Raw genomic sequence first — 22,933 nt, 5'->3', positions numbered from 1 at the left:
CGTTCAATTGCGCACCCAATGGACGAGCCGTGGCAGCGTCCACGTCCGGTGCGGGTTGGGCAAGGCCGGGGTCTGGTCGTTGATCACCAGCAGCACGGGCAGGTCAAGCTCATGGCCGATCTGGGCCGGGTGCTTGAACCGGTGGTCGAAGAACTCTTTGACATAGACCATGGCGATTGCCAGCAGCAGGCCGGTGAGCATGCCCAGTGGAATGATCAGGCCAGGCTTGGGGAACGCAGGTGCGGAGGGTTCATAGGGCGCGCTGAGGATCCTGGCGTTGGACTGGCTGCCATCGAACAGGCCTTGGCCTCGGCTTTCCTCGTAGCGCTGGGCGTAGGTCGAAAACGCCTTGTGCAGGGCATCGATCTCGGTATCCAGCTGCCGAGTCTTGCTCTGGGTCTCCCGCAACTGGTCGATGCGCTCCTTGTATTGGGCGATGCGTTGCGTCTTCTGTTCGATGATTTGCGCGCTCACCGCCAGATCCTGGCGGCGCTCACGGATCCGGTTCTCGACGATCTTGAGGAACTGCGAGCGCAACTGCGCGATCTGCTGACGGGCCAGTTGCATCTGCTCCGCGCCTGGCTGGAACACCATGGCATCGGCGTTGTAACGGGCCAGCAGGATGGTCAGCTGTTCTCCGATCTGCTTGATCTCCCGATCCTCGAACGCGACATTGTCGACCGTGGTGGTGAAGGCGTATGGGAAGGCATAGTCGGCCATTCGAGCCTTGCCGGCCGAAGCCAGGCTCTGCTCGAGATAGTCCAGCCATCGACGGTTCTGCAGTTGCCGGTCGCGTTGCAGGTTCAACGCTTCCTCCTCGGTGTTGATCGCATTGAGGCGGAAGGTGATCTCTTCCTTGGGGTCGGAGGAGCCGGCGGCGGACAACAGCGCCATGCGCTGGCTTTCCAGGTCACCCAGGCGAGTCTGGTAATGCAGTTTCTTCTGCTGGTAGAAGGTCTCCGGCAGCTCGTTGGACTGCAGGTCCTGGCGGTTCTTCAGGTAGTTGTCGAGCAGTTTTGCGACGAACAAGGTGCCCAGCTTCGGGTCTTCGGCGCTGTACAGGATCGAAATGACGTTGGAGCCGGGCAGGGTTTCGACTTCCAGGTCCTTGATGGCCTGGTCGGTGAGGATATCGAGTACGGTATCGCGTGGTTGCGCCTCCGGCTGGGAGAACCAGCGACGCAGCGGTTCGACGAGCGCCTTGTCCAGCGGAGCGAACACAGTGCGTTGCAGCAGGCCCGGCTCGGTCGCGTAATGGCCTTGCTGGCGCAGTTGGTCGATGGTTTCGCGAATCAACGCAGGCGAACGCAGGATATTGCTCTCGGTCTCCATGTCGGCCAGTGACGGCGGGATGAACTGGTCGGCCTCCTGCGCCAATGCCGAATTGGTATCGCTCTGCGACAGCTTCTTCGACTGGACGATGACTTCGGCAGTGATGTCGTAGCGCTGAGTCAGCACCAGCGGTATCAGCACGGCGGCCAGAGCGAAGAGCAGGAACACCCGTTTCACCAGCCGGCGGTTGGCGAAGAAGATGCGAAAGAACTCATGGATATAGTTCTCTTTCGGTTGCGTGGTCATGCTGGTGGCTCCTGTCAGTCGCTGCTTTCTTTGTTGTCGACGCGGTAGCTGAAACTGAAACCGAAGCCCTGGAACAGGACCACATCGGCCAACTGCCGGGACAGCTCCGCGGCGCTGGCCAGGGTGGTCTTGGGCACGTAGAGCATGTCTTCCGGCTGCAGGTAGGCCAGGGCCTGGGTGCCGCCGGAAAGCGCCTTGTCCACGTCGTAGTTCACGGCATGTACGGTGTTGCCTTCGCGACGCATGATCACGACCGAGCCGAGCTTGGCTTTGAGGGTAGGGCCGCGGGCGAGGGTCAGAGCCTCCAGCACCGAGACCGGGCGGCGGATCTGGAAGGCGCCGGGTTGGCCGACTTCGCCGAGCACGTAGATTTCATTGGCGGCGGTGGACTTGAGCAGCACGTCCACCGTCATGCGTCCAGGCAGGCTGGCATAGCGCTCATTGAGATAGTCGCGCAGCTGGTTGACGGTCATGCCTTGCAAAGGGATGGAGCCGATCTCCGGAAACGTCGCACGTCCGTCGTTGCCTACGGTGATCTCCCGGCTCATGCCGGTCGAGGGGTGGGCCAGTGCGTTCTTGAGGTTGACTTCATCGGTCATGGGGCTGACGACCCGCACGGTGACCTGGTCGCGGTTGGGCTTGAACACCCGCTTGTCGTTGTAGGCCTGACGGATCGCGCTCTCGGCCTCGGCGGTGGTCATGCCTTCGACGCGCACCGCCGAGTTGGTGCTCGGAAGCGTGATGGTGCCGTCTGGCTGCACCAACTGGTTGCCATTGAGGCCGCTGGCAGCCATGAAGGTAAGGTCCAACGTGTCGCCGGACTGGATACGGTACATACCGGACGACCGATTGCTGACGTGGAAGATGACGTCCAGCACGTCCTGCGGTCGCAATACCTGCTCGCGGCGGGCGACTTCAGTGGCCTGGCTTTCGGCGGGTGGGGCCGTCATGATCTGTACCGGCATCTCGCGGTTCTGCTGGTTGGCGCAGCCAGCCAGGGCGAGCAGGCACAAGGCTATCGATGGATATCTCATGGCATTCATCCTGTGCGGCCTCTCAGAGGTTGTCGTACAGCCACTTGGGCATGTAGTACTTGCGCTTGTTGAATACGCTGCCGATCAGGCGGCCTCCGGCCTGGGCCAGGCGTTGCGCGGCAGCCTGGGCAACTTCCCAGCGGGTTTGCTCGGCGCAGACGACCAGGATCACCCCATCAACCAATGGGGCGATCGCCAGGCTGTCGGCGCTGGCATACACCGCTTCGCCATCGATGACTACGAAGCGGTAGTGAGCGCCCAGGTGGCGCAGCAGCGTGCGCAGGCTTTCGGGGTCGAAGTGCTCACGGTCGCGCTTCCAGGTCCCGGCAGGGAGGATGTCGAACGGATGTTCGGACAGTCGCACCACGCAGTCCTGGGCCAGGGGCGGGGTCTGCTGGTCGTACAGCAGGTCGGTGTAGCCGCGCAGCTTGCCCATGCCCAGTTGCTGGCTGAGGCTGTTGGCGCCTGGGCTGGCATCGATCAGCAGCACATTGCCGGTGGTCATGGCTGCCAATTGCCCGGCGAAGGCCAAGGCACTGGTACTGGTGCCGGTACCGGCGTTGGCCGCAGTCAGCAGCAGCGTTCGCTGCTCGAGGTCCAGTACCGTGGCGGTCAGGTTGGTCTCGCTAGCAGGGGCGATACTCAGGCTTCTCGAAGTGGAACCGTCCATCTCAACTTGCTCCATGGCCAGTGAACACTTTGAACGGTGTCTTGAAGAGGATCTTCAGATCCAGCAACAGGCTCTGTTCGTTGATGTAGCTAAGGTCCAGCTCTACGCGTTGGTCGAAATCGATGTCGCTGCGTCCCGATATCTGCCACAAGCCTGTCATGCCGGGATAAATGGACAGCCTTGCCAGGTGGTTGTCCTTGTAGCGGTAGGCATTGAACGAGGTGGGGCGGGGGCCGACCAGGCGCATGTCGCCGGTGACCACATTGATGAGGTTGGGCAATTCGTCGAGGCTGCTGCGGCGCAGCCAGCGGCCGATCGGCGTGATGCGCGGGTCGTTGTCGATCTTGAAGTCGATGGAGTCGCTTCCGTGCTTGTTCAGGTGGCGTACGGAGTCCTTCAGGGCCTCGGCATCGGCGACCATGGTGCGGAACTTGAACATGCCGAAGCCCCTTCCCCGGTATCCGGTGCGCTTTTGCACGAAAAGCACCGGGCCAGGACCCGACCGCTTCACCAGGAGGGCAAGCACCAGCAGCACAGGCGCCAGGGCGGTCAGCAGCCCAAGGGCGGCCAGGCACGAGAACACCCGATTGGTCCGCGAAAGGTTCCATGGGCGCCCGCCAGCACGACCGGTGATCCAGCCTTTGCCTTGTACATGGATGGCAGTGTCGATGCGCTGGCGATGCAATGGGTCCAGGCGTTTGTCCTGATACAGGTTGTGCAATTGCGCTTCGCTGGGTTGGCCGGTCATAACACCCTCCGCTGCTGTAGCTGTTGGTCCTGCGGATGCGGTTTTCTGGTCCATGAGGGGTAGTGCGCGCGGAACCATTCGACGAAGCGTCCGAGCCCTTCATCCAGCGAGACCTGGGGAACGAAACCTGTGAGTTGCGCCAGCGCGCTGGCGTCGGCGCTGGTGGCGAGCACATCGCCTGGCTGCAAGGGATGCAGCTCGACCACTGCCTTGCGTTGCAGATGGCGCTCGAGCAAGGCGAGGTAGTCGAGCAGCGCCACCGGCTGCTGACCACCGATATTGAGTAGCCTCCAGGGCGCTGAGCTGGTGCCAGGGTCGGGTGCATCGGCCCGCCAGTCGGCGTTTGCCGTCGGCGCCCGCGGGATCAGCCTCACCAGGCCTTCGATGATGTCGTCGATATAGGTAAAGTCGCGTCGGTGCTGGCCATGGTTGAACAACTGGACCGGCTTGCCCTCGATGATCGAGCGGGCGAACTGCATCGGCGACATGTCCGGTCGCCCCCACGGCCCATAGACGGTAAAGAAACGCAAGCCACTGCAAGGAATGCCGAACAGGTGGCTGTAGCAATGGGCCATGGCCTCGTTGGCTTTCTTGGTTGCCGCATAGAGCGACAGCGGGTGGTCCACCGAATCCTCGACCCGATACGGTAGGCGCAGGCTTGCGCCATATACCGAGCTGGACGAGGCATAGAGCAGATGGTGTACCGGATGATGCCGACAGCCCTCGAGCACGTTGAGAAAACCGTTCAGGTTGCTGTCGATATAGGCCTGGGGGTTGCGCAGCGAGTAGCGCACACCTGCCTGGGCCGCCAAGTGCACGACGACCTGCGGACGCTCCTGGGCAAACAGGCTGGCCATGCCCTCCCGGTCGCACAGGTCCATGCAGCGCAGGTCGAAATCGCCTGCCTGGTCGCGGACCCATTGCACACGCGCGTGCTTGAGCGCCGGGTCGTAATAACTGTTGAAGTTGTCCAGCCCGAGCACCTGATGGCCATCGCGCAACAGGCGCAGGCACGTATGCGCGCCGATGAACCCGGCGGCGCCGGTCACCAGGACTTTCATGGTCGCCCTTCCTGGGCCGGGACGGTGCGCAGGCCGATGCCGCTGTAGTGCAGGCCATGGGCCGCGACTTGTTCGGGGTTGTACAGGTTACGGCCATCGATGATCACCCGGGTGCGCAACTTGGTGGCCAGCAGGGCGAAGTCCACCACGCGGAAGTTCTTCCACTCGGTGCAGATCACCAGGGCATCGGTGTCCTGCAGCGTGTCGTCGCGTGTGGCGCACAGGTGCAGGTCGTCCCGGTAGCCGTAGAGCCGTCGGCATTCGTCCATGGCCTCCGGATCATAGGCACGCACCTTGGCACCCTCGGCCCAGAGGGACTCCATCAGGTAGCGGCTGGGTGCCTCGCGCATGTCATCGGTGTTCGGCTTGAAGGCCAGGCCCCAGAGAGCGATGGACTTGCCTGCAAGGTCGCCGCCCAGATGCTGCTTGAGCTTGGCGAACAGGATCCGCCGCTGCCGGTCATTGACCTCGCTGACGCTCTGCAGCAGGCGCAGAGGCATGCCGCTGTGCTCGGCCGTATGAAGCAGTGCCTTGATGTCCTTGGGGAAACACGATCCCCCAAAGCCACAGCCTGGGTAGATGAAGTGGTAGCCGATGCGCGGGTCGGAGCCGATACCCTTGCGCACCGCTTCGATATCCGCGCCGAGCTGCTCGCTGAGGTTGGCCAGTTCATTCATGAAGCTGATGCGTGTGGCCAGCATGGCATTGGCAGCATACTTGGTCAGTTCGGCACTGCGATTGTCCATGAACATCAGTTTTTCGTGGTTGCGGCAGAAGGGGGCATAGAGCTCCGTGAGCTGCGCGCTCGCGACCTCGTCATGGGTGCCGACGATGATGCGATCCGGGCGCATGCAGTCGGCCAGGGCGCTGCCTTCCTTGAGAAACTCGGGATTCGAGACGACCCGTACCTGCAGTTGGCCTTTGCCCAAGCGCTGCAATTCTTCCCGGGCCACGCGCAAGACTTGGTCGGCGGTCCCCACGGGAACCGTCGACTTGACGATCAGGGTGCGGTCGCTGGTCATCAGCATGGCGATCTGCCGGGTAACATCGAGTACATGGGTCAAGTCGGCAGAGCCGTCCTCGTCGGGCGGCGTGCCGACGGCGATGAAGATCAGCTCTGCATGGGCGACCGCATCGCTGGCCTGGGTGCTGAACAACAGCCGTCCTTGCTCGATGTTATCTTCAAGCAGGGCCGAGAGGCCGGGCTCGCTGATCGGGGGCACCCCTTGGCGGAGCTGATCGATCTTGTGCGCGTCGATATCGACGCACAGCACCCGATGACCGACATCCGCCAGGGCCGCGGCTTGTACCAGCCCGACGTAGCCAATGCCAAATACACTCACGTCCATGCCTGGCGCCTCGTGTGATCAGTAAGGAAGATGAAACAGGTGTGAAAGGGTATAGCGCAGCTGTCCGGCTTTGCGTCAAACGGATGGCACTAGCGCGTCCACTTAGCACATGTAATTGCGCGGCTAATTGCCATCAAGTCGTTCTCGATCCGAGAGTTAGCGCGTAAAGCTAGTGGTTTTTCGTTGCTGGAAGAATCCGATAAACGGCTGCATGTGGCGAAATACGTAGTCTCCAGCTAATAGATTCGTTTATGAAGACGCCTGCGGAGTGCCAAATTCAAGTGGGCGTCGATGCGTCATTATGTTGACGATTCGGGCTTGTGAAATGCGGTCCAGCTGCTACGGTTTGAGAAACACACGAAGGCGAGGCACGTGATGCGTGGGTGGATGAAGGCAGGCTTGCTGATCGCATATCTGGCAAGTTTTCATGAAAGCTATCGCGAACGCATCGAGGCATTGGGCTCGGGCCTGACCCTGGGCCTGTACCTGGGGCTATGGGTGGCGCTGGTCGCGGCCTTGCTGGCGTGCGCCTGGGTCCGTTCGGACAGGTTGCGCAGGACATGGGCGGTGGCCTTTGCGGCCAGTGCCGCATTCTTCGACGCCTATGCCGGCATCACCCATGCCTACCTGACCTACAGTGCCTTCGTCTCGCTGATCTATTCAGGCGGGTTCGTCCAGGAAGCGTTTGTCCAGTTTCATCAAGTGATCCTGGCTGCCGTGGGCCGTTCGCTGTTGGTACTGGCTGGTATCGGCCTGCGCCCGGGGCCGTGGCCACGCGTGCCGCGGCTATTGCCGGCGATCGCGCCGGTGCTGGGGTTGTGTGTGCTGACGGGCATTTTGTTCATGCGTGCGGGCGAAGGCGCTCGCGGCCTGCCGGTGATGTATACGCCACTGGCTTACCTGGGGCTGTTCGGCTATGAGTCGTTGGTCGATGGCGTCGGCCCTCGCCAGCCCGTTCGCCTTGATCGGTCCGGGCCGCCGATGGCCAGAAAGGTGGTACTGATCGTCGATGAAAGCGTCGCGGGCAATTACCTGGATGTGAACACGCCGGCCGGGATCACTAGCCATCTGGCCTCGCCGCAACCCGGTGTCGATATTCATGATTTCGGGTATGCCGCATCCATTGCCAACTGCAGTGCCGAGACCAACGTGACGTTGCGCTACGGTGGCACCCGAGCGGACTACCTGAGGATCAACTCGACGCAACCATCGATCTGGCAGTACGCCAAGGCAGCTGGAATGAGCACGGTCTACATTGATGCCCAACGTACGGGTGGTTATCTGCAGAACCTGATGACTGCAAAGGAAAAACAGGATATCGACCGGTTCATCCAGTTCGATGTTACCGCCGTGCTACAGCGGGACATGGCTGCGCTGCAAGCCCTGACGACCCAGCTCGCCGAGCCGACGTCACAGTTCATCATGATCAACAAGGTTGGTGCGCACTTTCCGGTCAATGACAAGTACCCGGACGCATACATGACGTACCGGCCTGTGCTGCCGCGTGGGCGTTTCACCGATGTGGCCGACACAGGCGAGCGTGAAGGTTTCGACGGACGCCCCCAGGCCTGGGTGCTCTACCGAAACAGCTACCGGAACACGCTGTCCTGGAACGTGGGCGAATTCTTCCGGCGCATGTTCGCGTCCGCAGACTTGTTGGGCCAAGCCGTGGTGATCTATACCTCCGATCACGGTCAGGACCTGCATGAGCGCGGTAACCCGGGCCTGAATACCCATTGCGGCAGCGACCCAGTCGCCGAGGAAGGGCTGGTTCCCCTGGTGCTGATCCAAGGCCGGCAGGTCGAATCACTCGATTGGCAAGCCCATATGGCGCAAAACCATGACGCTTCCAGCCACTACAACATTTTTCCGACATTGCTGCGCCTGATGGGATATGACGCAGACGCGGTGACGTCGATATACGGTCGATCATTGGACATGCCGACCCATGATCCCTTCACCTTCAATGCACGTTTCAACGCGCGGCTGGGGGCCAGGCCGGATTTCCGGCACATCGACCTAGGTCAGATCATGACACCTGACAAGGCGGTCGACATGGCCAGTACGACGACGCCCTGATGCCTATCGTGCCTTGGGCGCGCCTACACAGCGGGCAGGGGCGTATGCAACGCCCGGAACGCCTGCGCTTCTTCCACCAGCCAGTCATGCACCGCGCGGGCCCCCGGCTGGCTCAGGCCTCCGGGTGGGTAATGCAGCATGTAGCGCTTATGGTTGGCGATCGGCACGCCGAAAGGCACGATCAACGTGCCACGCTCCAGCTCGTCATTGAGCAGGGTACGCCGGGCGATGGCCACGCCCACACCGGCGATGGCCGCCTCGATGGTCAGGTGGTTGCGGTTGAAGGTGTGGCCGCGACGCACGTCCAGGCTGCCGGCACCGATGCCTTCGAGGTAGAACTCCCACTCGGCGTATTCCGAACTGCCACGCCAGGCGGTGATGTCGTGCAACAGCGGGTAGTGCACCAGGTCGGCCGGGCCGTGCAGGGGCGGGCGACCACGCAGCAAGGCCGGCGAGCACACCGGGAACACCTGCTCGTCCAGCAGCGGCGTGGAGAGCATGCCGGGGTAGCTGCCGTCATTGAGGTCGATGGCCAGGTCGAAGTCGTCCGGGTCCAGGGCTTGGTTGCTGTCCTCGGCCACCAGGCGCAGCTCGATGTCCGGGTAGCGTTGTTGGAAGCGTGGCAGGCGCGGCGTCAGCCATTTGGCCAGGAACGAGGGGATCGAACGCAGGCGTAGGGTGCCACGGATCTCGCCAGCATCCAGGCGCAGCAGTTCGGCCTCGATGCTGCCATAGGCCTCGGCCACGGTCTGCGCCAGGCGCTGGCCCTCGGCGCTCAGCTCCACCCCGCGGGCCCGGCGCAGGAACAGGCGATAGCCCAGGCGCTCTTCGAGCTGGCGCATCTGCTGACTGACCGCGCCCGGGGTGATGTGCAGCTCCTCGGCGCAGCGGGTGAACGACAGGTGCCGCGCCGCACAGGAAAACACGTTCAGCCAGACGAACATCTGGCCATTGAGTTGACGCCTCATGGTTTAGTACCGCTAAAGCCTTGCTTAGGAATTTTCGTTGGTCATTGCCAAAGATGCACGGCAGTATCGCGCAACTTCGCAATACCGTTCAATTTTTCCGGAGGAGCGGGCAGCAGCCATACAAGCTGTCAAGCTCAGGCATTAGCATGGCTATCAGTGTTTTCGATCTCTTCAAAATCGGCATCGGCCCGTCCAGTTCCCACACCGTAGGCCCGATGCGCGCGGCGGCAACCTTCGCCCAGACCCTGCGCGAGCGTGGTCTGTTGGCGCGGGTAGCCCGCGTCGAGGTGCGCCTGTACGGCTCGCTGTCGGCCACCGGCGTTGGTCACGCCACTGACCGCGCGTGCCTGCTGGGCCTGATGGGCCAGTGGCCGGACCGCATCGACCCGCACAGCATCGAGCCGCGTATAGCCCAGCTGATGCAGGAGCGTTGCCTGCTGCTCGATGGCAGCCACCCGCTGGCCTTCGAGTATGCCCGTGACATGTTGCTGCTCGACGAGAGTCTGCCGTATCACCCCAATGCCATGACCCTGGAAGCGATGGACGGGCAAGGCAGCCTGTTCAGCCAGACCTACTACTCCATCGGCGGCGGTTTCATCGTCGAACAGGGCGAGATCGATGCACCGAAGGACGATGCCGCCCAGGTCAGCCTGCCCTACGAGTTCGGCAGCGGTGCCGAGCTGCTGGCCCTGTGCAAGGCCCACCGGCTGAGCGTCAGCCAACTGATGATGGCCAACGAATGCGCCTGGCGGCCCGAGGCCGAGGTGCGCGCGGGGTTGCTGAAGATCTGGGGGGCCATGAAGGATTGCGTCGATAACGGCCTGCGCAACGAGGGCATCCTGCCGGGTGGCCTGCAGGTCAAGCGCCGCGCGGCCAAGCTGCACCGCAGCCTGCAGGAGCTGGGCAAGCCGAACGTGATCGGTTCGACCTTGAGCGCCATGGAATGGGTGAACCTGTTCGCCCTGGCGGTCAACGAAGAGAACGCCGCCGGTGGGCGCATGGTCACCGCGCCCACCAATGGTGCGGCGGGGATCATCCCGGCGGTGCTGCACTACTACATGAAATTCAACCCCAGCGCCTGCGACGACGATGTGGTCGCCTTCCTGCTGGCCGCCGCAGCGGTGGGCATCCTGTGCAAGAAGAACGCCTCCATTTCCGGTGCCGAGGTCGGCTGCCAGGGCGAGGTCGGCTCGGCCTGCTCGATGGCGGCGGCCGGCCTTGCCGAAGTACTCGGCGCCACGCCGCCGCAGTTGGAGAATGCCGCCGAAATCGCCCTGGAACACAACCTGGGCCTGACCTGCGACCCGGTCGGTGGCCTGGTGCAGGTGCCCTGCATCGAGCGCAACGCCATTGCCGCGGTCAAGGCGATCAATGCCGTGCAGATGGCCTTGCGCGGCGATGGTGAACATTTCATCTCCCTGGACCGGGTGATCCGCACCATGCGCGACACCGGCGCGGACATGCACGCGAACTACAAGGAGACCTCCCGCGGCGGCCTGGCCGTGGCCTTCGTGGAGTGCTGAGCCATCGAAACAATGCAACACCCGCTGTACCGAGCAACAAAAACAACTACAAGGCGATACCCATGACTGATGTACAAAACACCACGAGCATTCGTGCGGATTCGGCCGCCCCGGTTTCGACCGAGGGCACGACCAGCTGGAACCGGCACGACACCACTTGGGCCCTGGGGCTGTATGGCACGGCGATCGGGGCGGGGACCTTGTTCCTGCCGATCAATGCCGGCGTGGGAGGCTTCTGGCCGTTGCTGATCCTGGCCGTGCTGGCCTTCCCCATGACCTTCTACGCGCACCGGGCGTTGACCCGCTTCGTGCTGTCCGGCCGCAAAGGCGGCAGCGAGGACATCACCGAAGTGGTGGAAGAGCATTTCGGCACAGGTGCCGGCAAGCTCATCACGTTGCTGTACTTCTTCGCCATCTTCCCCATCCTGCTGGTCTACAGCGTGGCCCTGACCAACACCCTCACCAGCTTCCTGGAGCACCAACTGCAGATGACCGCTCCGCCGCGGGCGCTGTTGTCGCTGTTGCTGATCCTGGGCTTGATGGTCGTGGTGCGCTGCGGCCAGCAGATCATCGTCAAGACCATGAGCGTACTGGTCTATCCCTTCGTCGCCTCCTTGCTGCTGCTCGCCCTGAGCCTGATTCCCAACTGGAACGGCGCTTTCTTCGCCCAGGCCAATGAAGGGCTGGACGCATCGAAGCTGCTGCTGACCCTGTGGTTGGCGATACCGGTGATGGTGTTCTCGTTCAACCACTCGCCGATCATCTCGGCCTTCGCCGTGGACCAGAAGCACCGCTACGGTGCCGATGCCGACCGCAAGAGCGGCCGTACCCTGGCCACCGCCCACCTGATGATGGTGGTGACGGTGATGTTCTTCTGCTTCAGCTGCGTGCTGGCCTTGAGCCCGGGCGACCTGGCGGCGGCCAAGGCGCAGAACATCTCGATCCTGTCGTACCTGGCCAACCACTTCCAGACCCCGGTGATCGCCTTCGTCGCCCCGCTGATCGCCCTGGTGGCGATCACCAAGTCGTTCCTGGGCCATTACATCGGTGCCAGCGAAGGCTTCCAGGGCATGATCATCAAGAGCCTGCGCGGGCGCGGCAAGGCCTGGCCGGCCAAGCGCCTGGAGCGGGTGACGGCGTTATTCATGGTGCTGGCCTGCTGGTTGGTCGCGACGCTCAACCCGAGCATCCTCGGCCTGATCGAAAGCCTGGGCGGGCCGGTGATCGCCTGCCTGCTGTTCCTGATGCCGATGTATGCCGTGCACAAGGTGCCGAGCCTGCGCCAGTACTCGGGCAGGCTGTCGAACCTGTTCGTGGTGTTGGTAGGGCTGATCACCTTGTCGGCGATCGTCTATTCCTTCGTGGCTTGAGTGGGCGGGCAGGGCTGCTTCGCAGCCCTGTCGCCCCTGGCTCACTTGAGCAGCACACGCCGCTTGGTCAGCTCACCGTCATCGCCACCCGGCCAATGCAGCTCCACCAATACCTCCGTCTGGGTGCCGTCGAGCGACGGGCGGACCTGGAGCATGGCGAAATTCTTCGAGCCGGCCATGGCGTACCAGCGCTCGCAGACAATGTCGTTGATTCCGGGCATGCTGCCGCCTGCACTGATCGCCAGCTTCAGCACGCCTGGCGCCGGCATCCGGGAAATGGCGCTGGAGGTGACCTGGAACACCTTGGCGGTCGGGTAGCGCTTGTGCAGCAGGCGGAACACCGCGGCGCAATGCACGTCGCCACTGAGGAACACCACCGGTTTGCCACTGCCGCCCAGGGTCGCGAACACCTGGTCGAGCAGGTGCTTGCGCTCGGCCTGGTTGGTCTTGTGGTCCCATTCGTCCATGCAGTCGTCCTTGAACGAGCCGATGTCGGCGTAGTTGGTCACGGCATTGCGCCAATGCATGACCGGTACTGGCGATACCACGAACACCGCATCGGCAGCCTCGACCGCCGGGCTTTTCAGCCAGCTTGCGAAGCGCTTCATCTGCGCGCTGCCCAGCAGCTTGTACGGGTCGTCTGCCTCGACGTCGTGATGACCGCGCATGTCCAGTACATAGAAGGCCGAACGGCCCTGCTCGAAGGCGTAGTCCCACTGGCAGGCGTCGGGGTCGTTCAGGTCGATCGGCGTTGGCGGGTTGTGGCTGTGCTGGTACTCGTAGTACACCCGGCAGGCGGCACGCCACATCAGGTCGACGAGCATCTGGTTGGTCGCGGTGTGGTTACTGCTCTCGAACAGTAGGGCGATGCGCTTGCGCCGCTCGGCATTGGTCAACGAGCCCCAGCCGTCCATGATCTCGTGGTCGTCCCAGATCATGTACTGAGGCAGACGCTCGTAGATTTCCCGCTGGCTGGGCACATTCCAGTAGACCCGGTAGAACCAGCGGTAGAGGTTGCACAGGTAGCGCTCGATGCCGGGCTTGTCGTAGCCCTTGCCTTGCTTGTAGGCCTGCAGCAGTTCGTCCTTGTTGTCCTTTAGCCATTCCCAGATGTCCAGGAAACCGTTCTTCTTGTTGGTGTCCACGTACACCTGGTCGCCACCGCCGATGACGAAGGTGGCGCGCTGATCGGCCAGTTGCTGGTGCATCAGGGGCCAGGCTCCGGCGCTGCCGTCGGCGCTGATCGGATCGTGGCAGCTGTAGAAACCGAAGGTGAGGGTAGCAGGTGCCTGCGGCGGGGTGACGAAGAAGCGTGGGCGGTCGCCGCCGATCTCGGTGCGCCGGCCCACCTTGGCCGGGTCGCGTTCGTCGCTGATCAAGGCGTAGTAGTAGGTAGTGCCGGGTTTCAGCCCGTCGACATCGAACACCCCGGTCACGTCCGTCTCGAAGCTCAGCGTCTGGGCCTTGAGGTACACGGTCTTGATGCCCTGGCCCTTGAGGTACTGGGGCACGGGCAGGTCGCCCAGGCGAACCAGGTCGCCACGCAGTGGCTGGGCGCTCACCGCCAGGTACCAGGTCCCGGGGCGATACAGGCGTACCCACAGGCGAGTGCTGGTCGGTGTGGTGGCGCCGATCAGGGCGGCGCTGGAGAGTTTGGAATACTTGCTTTCGTTGGAGGTGGGGTCAAGCAGTGGCATGGGGCTCGTCCTGAGTGCGGATCACGGTCTACCGGCCATTAAAGACCGGGTTTGGCCGTTTCGCTTGCCCAGGGTGCCCCACGCCAGGGGCAGGGGCGTCAGCGGGCCTTGTCGCGCAGGGCGACGAAGCTGCGGCGCATGTCGCTGGCCCAGCCGTCGAGCACGGGCTTGACGTCCTCGAGGGTGAGCTTCTGGGTGTCGTTTTCCAGTTCCGTGCCGCTGCCCTTGCGCACCACCTGGGCCAGTACCTTCTGGTTGGCCCCATCCAGGAAGGCCGCTTCCACGGCGACCTTCACGTCCTGGTCGCGGCCGCCGGCAGCGGTGTTGACCGCCGCGATCACCAGCGCGATGGGGATTACCTCATAGGGCTTGAGGCCTTCGGTGCTGGTGGACACCGCCGTGATTGCCGGGCGTACCACGATGGTATTGGGCCCCGGAGCCTTGGCCAGGGTCAGCACGCTGCCCATCTCGCGGCGCATTGCCTCGTTGAAATAACGGGTGATCTGGCCTAGGGTCTGGGCCGAGATCACCTCGGTCGGTTGCGGCTTGGGGTAGAACTGGCTGGGTTCGATGAACACGTGGGTGTACTGGCTGGCCTTGACGTTCGGATCGATCCAGCGCATCACCGGCACGCCGGAGGCACTTTCCGCCGGCTGCAGGCGGCTGTAGTCCTTGAGGAAGCCGGAGTAGTCGCTGGGGTCGACGCGGTTGCTGGAGCAGGCGGCCAGCGCCAGCAGGGCGGCGCACAATAGGGTGACGCGGGGCAGTGCTTTCATGGGTTCGGCATCCTTGAGAGAGCGGCCAGAACAACGCTAGCAGGACATTGCGAGTTGGCCAGTGGCCATGTAGTTGAATAGCCATTCCTTGAACTGGCGAGCCGTTCGCCCCCATCTGCGAACGGGCCGTCGACATCAGCCCAACACCTCCCGCAGCCGATACCACAGCATCCCCAGGGCCAGCAGTGGCGAGCGCAGGGCCTTGCCGCCGGGGAAGGTCAGGTGCGGCACGGCGCTGAACACGTCGAGCCCATGGCTGTGGCCCACGGCGATGGACTCGGCCAGCAATCGTGCGGTCCAGTGGGTGACGTTCAGGCCATGGCCGGAGTAGCCCTGGGCGTAATAGACATTGGGGTGCTGGCTCAGCCGGCCGACCTGGGGAAAGCGGTTGGCGGTGATGCCGATCATCCCACCCCACTGGTAGTCGATGCGCACATCGCCCAGCTGCGGGAACACTTTGAGCACCTTGGGCCGCATGTAGGCGGCGATGTCCTTCGGATCGCGACCGGAATAGTGGCAGGCGCCGCCGAACAGCAGACGGCGGTCGGCGGTCAGGCGGTAGTAGTCAAGACCCACTTTCTGGTCGCACAGGGCCATGTTCTGCGGGATCAGCGCATGCGCCACGCGTTCGGGCAACGGCTCGGTGGCCACCACGTAGCTGCCGGCGGGCAGCACCTTGCCGCTCAGGCGCGGCTCCAGCTCATCCAAGTGAGCATTGCAGCCCAGCACCAGGCTCTGGACCCGGACCTTGCCGCGGGCACAGTGCAGGGTCACGGTAGGGCCATGTTCGATGCGCTGCACCGGGCTCTGCTCGAAGATCCGTACCCCCAGCTGCGCGGCGGCGCGGGCCTCGCCCTGGACCAGGTCCAACGGGTGCAGGTGGCCCGAGCCCATGTCCACCAGGCCGCCGGCGTACTGGTCGCTGGCGACCACCTCGTGGATTCGCTCCGGGCCCACTAGGCGGGTCTCGTGGCGGTAGCCGAGCGCGGCCAGGTCGTCCTGTTCGTTCTTGAAGGCGGCGAACTGCGCCGAGGTGTTGGCCAGTTCGCAGAAGCCCCAGCGCAGGTCGCATTCGATGCCATAGCGGGCGATGCGCTCGGCGACCAGCTCGACCGAGTCGATGCCGGCCTGCTTGAGGTAGCGCACGCCGTCCTGGCCGACGTAGCGGGCAAAGCCGCTGACGTCGTGGCCGATTCCGCGGATCAGTTGCCCGCCGTTGCGCCCGCTGGCGCCCCAGCCGATGCGCCGGGCCTCCAGCAGGATCACCGAGAGCCCGCGCTCGGCCAGTTCAAGGGCGGTGTTGACGCCCGTCAGGCCGCCACCGACCACGCAGACATCGGCGCAAAGCTCGCCCTCGAGCGCGGGGTAGGGCGTGCTGTGGCGCGCCGTGGCGGCGTAGTAGGACGCGGTGTGTTGGGTAGTGTGCATGACGGGCTCGGCTCAACGGTTGGACTTGATATCGCTCCAGGAGCGGGTCATCAGGCGCATGATCTTCGGGCTCTGGGTGGTGGACACATAGAGCTTGTCCAGCACGGCCTGGGGCGGGTAGACCTCGGGGTTGTTCACCAGCGCCGTGTCCATGTGCGCCTGGGCGTCGGGGTTGGCATTGGCGTAGCCTACGGTGGCACTGACCTTGGCGATCACCTGCGGGTCGAGCAGGTAGTTGATGAAGGCCAGGGCCTGTTCCGGGTTGGCCGCGTCCTTGGGGATCGCCAGCAGGTCGAACCACAGGTTGCTGCCTTCCTTGGGAATGCTGTAGGCGATCTTCACGCCATTGCCGGCCTCTTCGGCGCGCTGGGCGGCCTGGAACACATCGCCGGAGTAACCGAAGGCCACGCAAATGTTGCCGTTAGCCAGGTCCGAAACGTACTTGGACGAATGGAAGTAGGTCACGTAGGGGCGTACCGCCATCAGCTTGGCCTTGGCCTTGGCGTAGTCGCCAGGGGTTTCGCTGCGCGGGTCCAGGCCCATGTAGTTGAGCACGGCGGGGAACAGCTCGTCGGGCGAGTCCATGAAGGCGACGCCGCACTGCTTGAGCTTTTCGAGGTTCTGCGGCTCGAACAGGACCGCCCAGGAGTCGACATGGTCGATGCCCAGTGCCGCCTTGACCTTGTCGACGTTGTAGCCGATGCCGTTGGTACCCCACAGGTAGGGCACAGCGTACTGGTTACCGGGGTCGTTCTGCTCCAGTTGCTTGAGCAACGTCGGGTCCAGGTGCTTCCAGTTCGGCAGCTTGGCGCGGTCGAGCGGCATGAAGGCGCCGGCCTTGGCCTGGCGGGCGAGGAAATGGTTGGAGGGCACCACCACGTCGTAGCCGGTGCGCCCGGCGAGCAGCTTGCCCTCCAGGGTTTCGTTGGAGTCGAACACGTCGTACACCACCTTGATGCCGGTGCTGGCCTGGAAGTCGGCCAAGGTGGTGCTGCCGATGTAGTCGGTCCAGTTGTAGACCTTGACCTCGGGCTGGGCCTGGGCGGCCGCGCCGAACAGCAGGGTGAGCGCGGCGGGAATCAGGGTTTGCAGATGACGCATGTCGACACCTCGTTTGGCTTTGTTGTTTACGGTGTTGTTTCGGAGCTGGCGGGCAAAGACCCCGTGGGAGCGGGTTCTCTGGCGAATAGGCCGCTTATCGACCCATGCCTTGGCGGGTAGACCCGCTCCCACAGGCGCCCCGAAGCTCAGACGCTCAGCAGCAGGAATTCACGCTCCCATGAGCTGATCACGCGCTTGAAGTTCTCGTGTTCGGCGCGCTTGACCGCCACGTAGCCCTGGACGAACTGCCGGCCCAGGTACTGGTGCAGGATCTGGCAGTCTTCCATGTGCTGCAGCGCATCCTCGATGGTGATCGGCAGGCGCAGGTTGCGCCGCTCATAGGCGCGGCCCTGTACCGGCGCGCTCGGCTCGATCCGCTCGACCATGCCCAGGTAGCCACACAACAGGCTCGCGGCGATCGCCAGGTACGGGTTGGCGTCGGCGCCGGGCAGGCGGTTCTCCACGCGCATGGCCTCGGGGCTGGAGGTCGGCACGCGCAGGCCGGCGGTGCGGTTTTCCTCGCCCCACTCGACGTTCACCGGTGCCGAGGTGTCCGGCAGGAAGCGGCGGAACGAGTTGACGTTCGGTGCGAACATCGGCAGCACCTTGGGGATGTATTTCTGCAGGCCGCCGATGTGGTACAGGAACAGCTCGCTCTTGCTGCCGTCGTCGTTGACGAAGATCGGCTTGCCGGTGGCAATGTCGACCACGCTCTGGTGCAGGTGCATGGCGCTGCCCGGTTCGTCGGTAATCGGCTTGGCCATGAAGGTGGCCGTGACGTTGTGCTTGAGCGCCGCCTCGCGCAGGGTGCGCTTGAACACGGTGATCTGGTCGGCCAGGTCCAGGGCGTCACCGTGGCGGAAGTTGATCTCCATCTGCGCCGGGCCGTCTTCGTGGATCAACGTGTCCAGGTCCAGGCCCTGGAGTTCGCACCAGTCGTAGACGTCTTCGAACAGCGGGTCGAATTCGTTGGCCGCATCGATGGAGAACGACTGCCGGCCGCTCTCGGCACGGCCCGAGCGCCCCAGCGGCACCTGCAGGGGCAGGTCCGGGTCTTCGCAGCGCTGGGTCAGATAGAACTCCATTTCCGGGGCCACGATCGGCTGCCAGCCTTTGTCGGCATACAGCTTGAGCACCTTCTTGAGCACGTTGCGTGGCGACAGCTCGATCGGGTTGCCATGCTTGTCGAAGGTGTCGTGGATGACGATGGCGGTGGGCTCGATCGCCCAGGGAATCTGGTACACCGCCGCAGGGTCGGGGCGGCAGACCATATCGATGTCGGCGGCATCGAGCAGGTCGTAGTAAATGTCGTCGTCGACATAGTCGCCGGTGACTGTCTGCAGCAGCACGCTTTCCGGCAGACGCATGCCGCGCTCATGGAGGAACTTGGCGGTAGGGGCGATCTTGCCGCGGGCAATGCCGGTCAGGTCGCTGATCACACATTCGACTTCGGTGATCCGGTGTTCTTTCAGCCAGGCGGACAGCTGATCGAAGGGGGCGTTCATACAGACCTCTTGGTTGGGTTTTGTGGGCGAGTCCGCGTTGGAATCTTCCCAGGCGACGCGCTGAGGTCTATCTTGGTCGCAGCCCCTCGGGGCGATCTATCCACTTTCTTCGCGAACAAATGCACCAAAAGAGTGCATAAGGGGCGAGCGCGTGACAACGGCCAATGCCTTGCAGGTCCAGGCTTTCCATACTCATGACGTGACCGAACAGGTGCGCGCCACCCCGGGGTGGCAGCAACAATACCGGCAGATGTCCCCCGGGCATTTCAACGGCCAGCTGCGTTGTCTGGGGCTCGATGGGGTGGAGGTTTACGAAGAGAGCCTGAACACGCGGGTCGAACAGTTCTTCCGCGCGCCGAGCGGGTCGTTGGCGTTCTGCTTCGACCGCAGCGACAACAGCCTCTACCTGCTCAACGAAGACAGCCGCAATATCTGGATCACCCCGGAGAACTACCAGGAAGTGGCGGTGGTCTTCGACCAGGCGTTCATGGTGCGCCATGGGTTGAACCTGGAGCGGCTGGACGGGTTGTTCATGGTGCCCCTCGGCAGTGGGCAGAACGCCTTGTTCGGCAGCTGGCTGAGCGCGACCCTCACGCGGCTGGGCGATGCCGATTACCCGCTGGAGGGCAAGGCGCTGGCCGAGCAACTGTTGGAAGACTGCCTGTTCATCCTCGACAACGCCTGCCAGCGCCTGCAGGGCGATGCCCTGGGGCGGCGTGACGAAGCGCGGGCGATCATGCGCCGGGTCAGCGAATGGGCGGCCGATTGCCCAGAAGAAACCCTCAACTTGATGGAGCTGGCCGATGTGGCCGGGGTGTCGTTGCGTCAGTTGCAGCAGGCGTTCAAGGCGTTCACCGACATGCCGCCGGGGCAGTGGCTGCGGTTGCGCAGGCTCAATGGGGCCAGGCGTGACTTGCTGCGCCATGGCGCCGGGGACGTGACCGTGGCCGAGGTGGCGATGCGCTGGTCGTTCTGGCACCTGGGGCGGTTTTCCGAAAGCTATCGGGAGCTGTTCAAGGAGTTGCCGAGCGAGACCCTCAAGCGTTCGCCATAGCCGCTCCGCTGCCTATGAGATCGAACGCCGCGCGGGCGGCGCTCGATTCCACAGGCGCCAAAGCTACCCCGGCGAACCTATGCCGTACCCGCACAGAATCAGTTGCGATCCAGCCACACGGTCTGCACGTTGCAGAACTCTCGTACGCCGAAATGCGAAAGCTCCCGCCCGAAGCCGCTCTTCTTCACACCGCCAAAGGCCACACGGGGGTCGGAGGCGCAGTAGCCGTTGATGAACACGCCACCGGTATCCAGCGCCGCGGTCATGCGCTCGGCCAAAGCCAGGTCGGCGGTGTAGAGGGTCGAGGCCAGGCCGAACTCGCTGTCGTTGGCCAGTTCGACGGCATGGTCTGCATCCCGAGCGGTGATGATCGCCGCCACCGGGCCGAACAGTTCCTGCTTGAAGGCGGTCATGTGCGGGGTAACGTCGCCGAACACGGTGGGTTCGTAGTAGTTGCCCACGCCTTCGGCCTTCTTGCCGCCCAACAGCAGGGTCGCGCCTTCGGCCAGGGTTGCCTGGACCTGGCCGTCGAGTTCGTCGCGCAGGTCGAAACGGGCCATCGGGCCGATGTAGGTGTCGTCGTCCAGCGGGTTGCCGATCTTGAGCTGGCGGGTGGCTTCGACGAACTTTTGCGTGAACGCTTCGACGATGCCTTGCTCGACGATCATGCGCTTGGCGGCCGCGCAGACCTGGCCGGTGTTTTGGTAGCGACCGATGACCGCTGCCTTGACTGCAGCGTCGAGGTCAGCGTCAGCCAGGACGATGAACGGGTCGGAACCGCCCAGTTCGAGTACGCACTTTTTCAGCGCGGCACCGGCCTGGGCGCCGATGGCCATGCCGGCCCGCACGCTGCCGGTGAGGGTGACCGCGGCGATGCGCGGGTCATTGATGGCACGGGTGACCCCCTCCGGGGTGACATTGATCACCTCGAACACCCCTTCTGGTAGGCCGGCTTGCTTGAACAGCTCCAGCAGCAGGTAGGCGCTGCCCATCACGTTCGGTGCGTGCTTGAGCACATAGGTGTTGCCGGCCAGCAGCGCCGGTACGGCGCCCCTCAGCACCTGCCAGATCGGGAAGTTCCACGGCATCACGGCGAGGATCGGGCCCATCGGGCGGTACTCGATGCGGGCCTTTTCGATCTGGGTCGGCTCCGGCGCGAGCATGGCCGGGCCGTGTTCGGCGTACCACTGGCACAAGCCTACGCACTTGCTGACTTCGCCACGGGCCTGGGTGATCGGCTTGCCGATCTCGCGGCTGATCATCTGCGCGAAGGTTTCATGCCGGGCCTGCAGGGCAGAGGCCAGGGCGAGCAGGTATTCGCTGCGCTGACCCGGCGACACCTGACGCCAGTGGCCGAAGCCTGCCTTGGCGCGTTGCAGCGCCGCTTCCAGTGCGGCGTCGGTATCGAAGGGGTAGTGGCCGATCCGCTCGCCACTGTGTGGGTCGATGGAAATGGCGTGGGTCAGGCTGCTGATCTCGCTCATGGCGGGCTCCTCATTGTTGTGTCCAGCGAGCGCCCAGACTAGTGGCGTGCAGCGTTAATGAAAACTGAATAATAATGAGCGAAACATTCACGAATGGAGAAAGCCTGTGGACCTGGTGCAACTGGAAATCTTCAAGGCCGTCGCCGAGCACGGCAGCATCAGCGCCGCTGCCCAGCAGATCCACCGGGTGCCGTCGAACCTCACCACGCGGATCAAGCAATTGGAGGAAGACCTGGGCGTCGACCTGTTCATCCGCGAGAAAAGCCGCCTGCGCCTGTCACCGACCGGGTGGAACTTCCTCGAGTACACCCGGCGCATCCTCGACCTTGTGCACGAGGCGCGCCTGACCGTGGCGGGAGAGGACCCCCAGGGCACCTTCGCCCTGGGCTCGCTGGAAAGTACCGCGGCGGTGCGCATTCCCGGGCTGCTGGCGGCCTACAACCAGCGCTACCCCAAGGTCGACCTGGACCTGTCCACCGGGCCGTCGGGGACCATGCTCGAAGGCGTGTTGTCTGGGCGCTTGGTGGCAGCATTCGTCGATGGCCCGGTGTTGCACCCCACCCTGGAGGGCATGCCGGTTTTCCAGGAGGAAATGGTCATCATCGCACCGCTCAACCATGCCCCGGTGGGCCGTGCCCGCGATGTGAACGGCGAGAGCATCTATGCCTTTCGCGCCAACTGCTCCTACCGCCACCATTTCGAGAACTGGTTCGTCCAGGACCAGGCGGTGCCGGGCAAGATCCATGAAATGGAGTCCTACCACGGCATGCTGGCCTGCGTGAGCGCCGGTGCCGGCCTTGCCTTGATGCCACGCAGCATGCTCGACAGCATGCCCGGTTGCAGCACGGTGAGCGTTTGGCCGCTGTCGGAGGATTTTCGCTACCTCAGGACTTGGCTGGTCTGGCGCCGGGGCACGGTGTCGCGCAGCCTGAGCACGTTCATCAAGCTGCTCGAGGAACGCCGCGCGGCCTGACGGGCGGCCCTGTCTGGCTCGAACGCCACTGCTGGCACGGCGTCGAACATTGTGTAGACCATCCCTCGAGGGAGGAATGCACCATGCGCAACCATCATTTCGGCTTGTGCGCGGCGCTGCTGGTGGCCCTGGTCATGCCCTGGACCTTGGCCGCCGCGGCCGACCTGAACGCACCGATCGATCCGCAAGGCGTGCACCTGCAGCCGCAGGAACAGAACGGCGTGCGCTATCTGCAGGGTGGTATCGGCCAGGACGAAGCCAATGCCCTGCGTCGCACCCCGGGCTATGACCTGCACGTTACCCTGTCGATCGGCCCGGAAGGCAAGTTCCAGAGCGGCGCCGCCGTGGACATCCAGAATGCCCAGGGCCAGCCGGTACTGGCATTGCAGGATGTCGGCCCATTGCTGTTCGTGCAGTTGCCGCCGGGGCAGTACCGCGTGACCGGTACCGCCGATGGCGAAACCGTGCAGCAGCAAGTGACAGTGGACGGCAAGGCGCCGGCCAATGTGAACCTGCACTGGCGTTAGGGCTCGCC

Annotated in this window: 19 protein-coding genes; 6 read left to right on the top strand and 13 right to left on the bottom strand. The window is 63.8% G+C overall.

What is annotated here, in order from left to right; genetic code table 11:
* Positions 1-3: 3 nt before the first annotated feature.
* The 6 genes from AC1MHZ_RS17375 to AC1MHZ_RS17350 are packed head-to-tail and all read right to left on the bottom strand — an operon-like array spanning position 4 to position 6,440.
* A complete protein-coding gene (locus AC1MHZ_RS17375; protein WP_482966704.1) occupies positions 4-1,578 on the bottom strand; it encodes a GumC family protein in 1,575 nt (524 codons plus the stop codon).
* A gap of 14 nt (positions 1,579-1,592) precedes the next feature.
* Positions 1,593-2,612, bottom strand: coding sequence for a polysaccharide biosynthesis/export family protein (locus AC1MHZ_RS17370; protein ID WP_480463614.1), 1,020 nt, complete (start codon positions 2,610-2,612; stop codon positions 1,593-1,595).
* Between the two features lie 22 nt (positions 2,613-2,634).
* On the bottom strand, positions 2,635-3,282 hold the full coding sequence (locus tag AC1MHZ_RS17365) for a CpsD/CapB family tyrosine-protein kinase (protein WP_482966703.1): 648 nt from the start codon (positions 3,280-3,282) through the stop codon (positions 2,635-2,637).
* A gap of 1 nt (position 3,283) precedes the next feature.
* The gene (locus tag AC1MHZ_RS17360) at positions 3,284-4,030 is read right to left on the bottom strand and encodes a sugar transferase (RefSeq protein WP_482966702.1); all 747 of its coding nucleotides are present in this window, start codon (positions 4,028-4,030) and stop codon (positions 3,284-3,286) included.
* The gene (locus AC1MHZ_RS17355; RefSeq protein ID WP_482966701.1) at positions 4,027-5,091 is read right to left on the bottom strand and encodes an NAD-dependent epimerase/dehydratase family protein; all 1,065 of its coding nucleotides are present in this window, start codon (positions 5,089-5,091) and stop codon (positions 4,027-4,029) included. Before AC1MHZ_RS17355 ends, AC1MHZ_RS17360 begins: the two co-directional genes overlap by 4 nt.
* Positions 5,088-6,440: a UDP-glucose dehydrogenase family protein gene (locus AC1MHZ_RS17350; RefSeq protein WP_482966700.1), complete on the bottom strand. Its 1,353-nt coding sequence runs from the start codon at positions 6,438-6,440 to the stop codon at positions 5,088-5,090. Before AC1MHZ_RS17350 ends, AC1MHZ_RS17355 begins: the two co-directional genes overlap by 4 nt.
* 375 nt (positions 6,441-6,815) lie before the next feature.
* On the opposite strand from AC1MHZ_RS17350, the gene AC1MHZ_RS17345 reads away from it, so the two are divergent.
* Positions 6,816-8,519, top strand: coding sequence for a sulfatase-like hydrolase/transferase (locus AC1MHZ_RS17345; protein ID WP_482966699.1), 1,704 nt, complete (start codon positions 6,816-6,818; stop codon positions 8,517-8,519).
* A 23-nt stretch (positions 8,520-8,542) separates the two neighbouring features.
* On the opposite strand, the gene AC1MHZ_RS17340 is transcribed toward AC1MHZ_RS17345, so the two are convergent.
* Positions 8,543-9,487, bottom strand: a complete 945-nt coding sequence (locus AC1MHZ_RS17340; protein ID WP_482966698.1) for a LysR substrate-binding domain-containing protein — start codon at positions 9,485-9,487, stop codon at positions 8,543-8,545.
* Between the two features lie 146 nt (positions 9,488-9,633).
* On the opposite strand from AC1MHZ_RS17340, the gene AC1MHZ_RS17335 reads away from it, so the two are divergent.
* Both AC1MHZ_RS17335 and AC1MHZ_RS17330 read left to right on the top strand, forming a co-directional pair.
* Positions 9,634-11,010 (top strand): L-serine ammonia-lyase, encoded by a 1,377-nt coding sequence (locus AC1MHZ_RS17335; RefSeq protein WP_084858931.1) that lies wholly within the window; start codon positions 9,634-9,636, stop codon positions 11,008-11,010.
* Positions 11,011-11,072: 62 nt separating this feature from the next.
* Positions 11,073-12,380: a serine/threonine transporter gene (locus tag AC1MHZ_RS17330; protein WP_482966697.1), complete on the top strand. Its 1,308-nt coding sequence runs from the start codon at positions 11,073-11,075 to the stop codon at positions 12,378-12,380.
* Positions 12,381-12,421: 41 nt separating this feature from the next.
* Here the strand turns inward: AC1MHZ_RS17330 and AC1MHZ_RS17325 are convergent, their stop codons facing one another.
* The 5 genes from AC1MHZ_RS17325 to AC1MHZ_RS17305 form a co-directional block, all read right to left on the bottom strand.
* Positions 12,422-14,077, bottom strand: a complete 1,656-nt coding sequence (locus AC1MHZ_RS17325) for an alkaline phosphatase D family protein (RefSeq protein WP_084858929.1) — start codon at positions 14,075-14,077, stop codon at positions 12,422-12,424.
* Positions 14,078-14,175: 98 nt separating this feature from the next.
* Positions 14,176-14,853 carry a DUF3313 domain-containing protein gene (locus AC1MHZ_RS17320; RefSeq protein WP_465002206.1) on the bottom strand — a complete coding sequence of 226 codons (678 nt, stop codon included), beginning with the start codon at positions 14,851-14,853 and terminating at the stop codon, positions 14,176-14,178.
* Positions 14,854-14,988: 135 nt separating this feature from the next.
* Positions 14,989-16,281 (bottom strand): NAD(P)/FAD-dependent oxidoreductase, encoded by a 1,293-nt coding sequence (locus AC1MHZ_RS17315; RefSeq protein ID WP_482966696.1) that lies wholly within the window; start codon positions 16,279-16,281, stop codon positions 14,989-14,991.
* A gap of 12 nt (positions 16,282-16,293) precedes the next feature.
* Positions 16,294-17,382, bottom strand: coding sequence for a polyamine ABC transporter substrate-binding protein (locus AC1MHZ_RS17310; RefSeq protein WP_324812287.1), 1,089 nt, complete (start codon positions 17,380-17,382; stop codon positions 16,294-16,296).
* 146 nt (positions 17,383-17,528) lie between these two features.
* Entirely contained in the window at positions 17,529-18,887 is a 1,359-nt protein-coding gene (locus tag AC1MHZ_RS17305) for a glutamine synthetase family protein (RefSeq protein WP_368828981.1), read from the bottom strand.
* 151 nt (positions 18,888-19,038) lie between these two features.
* On the opposite strand from AC1MHZ_RS17305, the gene AC1MHZ_RS17300 reads away from it, so the two are divergent.
* Positions 19,039-19,941, top strand: a complete 903-nt coding sequence (locus tag AC1MHZ_RS17300) for a helix-turn-helix domain-containing protein (protein WP_084858924.1) — start codon at positions 19,039-19,041, stop codon at positions 19,939-19,941.
* A gap of 98 nt (positions 19,942-20,039) precedes the next feature.
* Here the strand turns inward: AC1MHZ_RS17300 and AC1MHZ_RS17295 are convergent, their stop codons facing one another.
* Complete coding sequence (locus tag AC1MHZ_RS17295; protein WP_084858923.1) at positions 20,040-21,425, bottom strand: aldehyde dehydrogenase family protein; 1,386 nt, start codon at positions 21,423-21,425, stop codon at positions 20,040-20,042.
* A 106-nt stretch (positions 21,426-21,531) separates the two neighbouring features.
* On the opposite strand from AC1MHZ_RS17295, the gene ptrR reads away from it, so the two are divergent.
* Together ptrR and AC1MHZ_RS17285 are read left to right on the top strand one after the other, a co-directional pair.
* Positions 21,532-22,398: a putrescine utilization regulator PtrR gene (gene ptrR, locus AC1MHZ_RS17290; protein WP_482966695.1), complete on the top strand. Its 867-nt coding sequence runs from the start codon at positions 21,532-21,534 to the stop codon at positions 22,396-22,398.
* A gap of 83 nt (positions 22,399-22,481) precedes the next feature.
* A complete protein-coding gene (locus AC1MHZ_RS17285) occupies positions 22,482-22,925 on the top strand; it encodes a hypothetical protein (RefSeq protein ID WP_084858921.1) in 444 nt (147 codons plus the stop codon).
* The last annotated feature ends 8 nt before the right edge of the window (positions 22,926-22,933 follow it).

It is taken from the genome of Pseudomonas sp. FA-1 (assembly GCF_056856075.1).
This window is presented reverse-complemented; position numbering and strand designations above follow the sequence as displayed.

Coding starts and splice junctions, on each gene's coding strand:
- AC1MHZ_RS17375 (WP_482966704.1), bottom strand. CDS start 1,578: ATGACCACGCAACCGAAAGAGAACTATATCCATGAGTTCTTTCGCATC.
- AC1MHZ_RS17370 (WP_480463614.1), bottom strand. CDS start 2,612: ATGAGATATCCATCGATAGCCTTGTGCCTGCTCGCCCTGGCTGGCTGC.
- AC1MHZ_RS17365 (WP_482966703.1), bottom strand. CDS start 3,282: ATGGACGGTTCCACTTCGAGAAGCCTGAGTATCGCCCCTGCTAGCGAG.
- AC1MHZ_RS17360 (WP_482966702.1), bottom strand. CDS start 4,030: ATGACCGGCCAACCCAGCGAAGCGCAATTGCACAACCTGTATCAGGAC.
- AC1MHZ_RS17355 (WP_482966701.1), bottom strand. CDS start 5,091: ATGAAAGTCCTGGTGACCGGCGCCGCCGGGTTCATCGGCGCGCATACG.
- AC1MHZ_RS17350 (WP_482966700.1), bottom strand. CDS start 6,440: ATGGACGTGAGTGTATTTGGCATTGGCTACGTCGGGCTGGTACAAGCC.
- AC1MHZ_RS17345 (WP_482966699.1), top strand. CDS start 6,816: ATGCGTGGGTGGATGAAGGCAGGCTTGCTGATCGCATATCTGGCAAGT.
- AC1MHZ_RS17340 (WP_482966698.1), bottom strand. CDS start 9,487: ATGAGGCGTCAACTCAATGGCCAGATGTTCGTCTGGCTGAACGTGTTT.
- AC1MHZ_RS17335 (WP_084858931.1), top strand. CDS start 9,634: ATGGCTATCAGTGTTTTCGATCTCTTCAAAATCGGCATCGGCCCGTCC.
- AC1MHZ_RS17330 (WP_482966697.1), top strand. CDS start 11,073: ATGACTGATGTACAAAACACCACGAGCATTCGTGCGGATTCGGCCGCC.
- AC1MHZ_RS17325 (WP_084858929.1), bottom strand. CDS start 14,077: ATGCCACTGCTTGACCCCACCTCCAACGAAAGCAAGTATTCCAAACTC.
- AC1MHZ_RS17320 (WP_465002206.1), bottom strand. CDS start 14,853: ATGAAAGCACTGCCCCGCGTCACCCTATTGTGCGCCGCCCTGCTGGCG.
- AC1MHZ_RS17315 (WP_482966696.1), bottom strand. CDS start 16,281: ATGCACACTACCCAACACACCGCGTCCTACTACGCCGCCACGGCGCGC.
- AC1MHZ_RS17310 (WP_324812287.1), bottom strand. CDS start 17,382: ATGCGTCATCTGCAAACCCTGATTCCCGCCGCGCTCACCCTGCTGTTC.
- AC1MHZ_RS17305 (WP_368828981.1), bottom strand. CDS start 18,887: ATGAACGCCCCCTTCGATCAGCTGTCCGCCTGGCTGAAAGAACACCGG.
- AC1MHZ_RS17295 (WP_084858923.1), bottom strand. CDS start 21,425: ATGAGCGAGATCAGCAGCCTGACCCACGCCATTTCCATCGACCCACAC.
- AC1MHZ_RS17285 (WP_084858921.1), top strand. CDS start 22,482: ATGCGCAACCATCATTTCGGCTTGTGCGCGGCGCTGCTGGTGGCCCTG.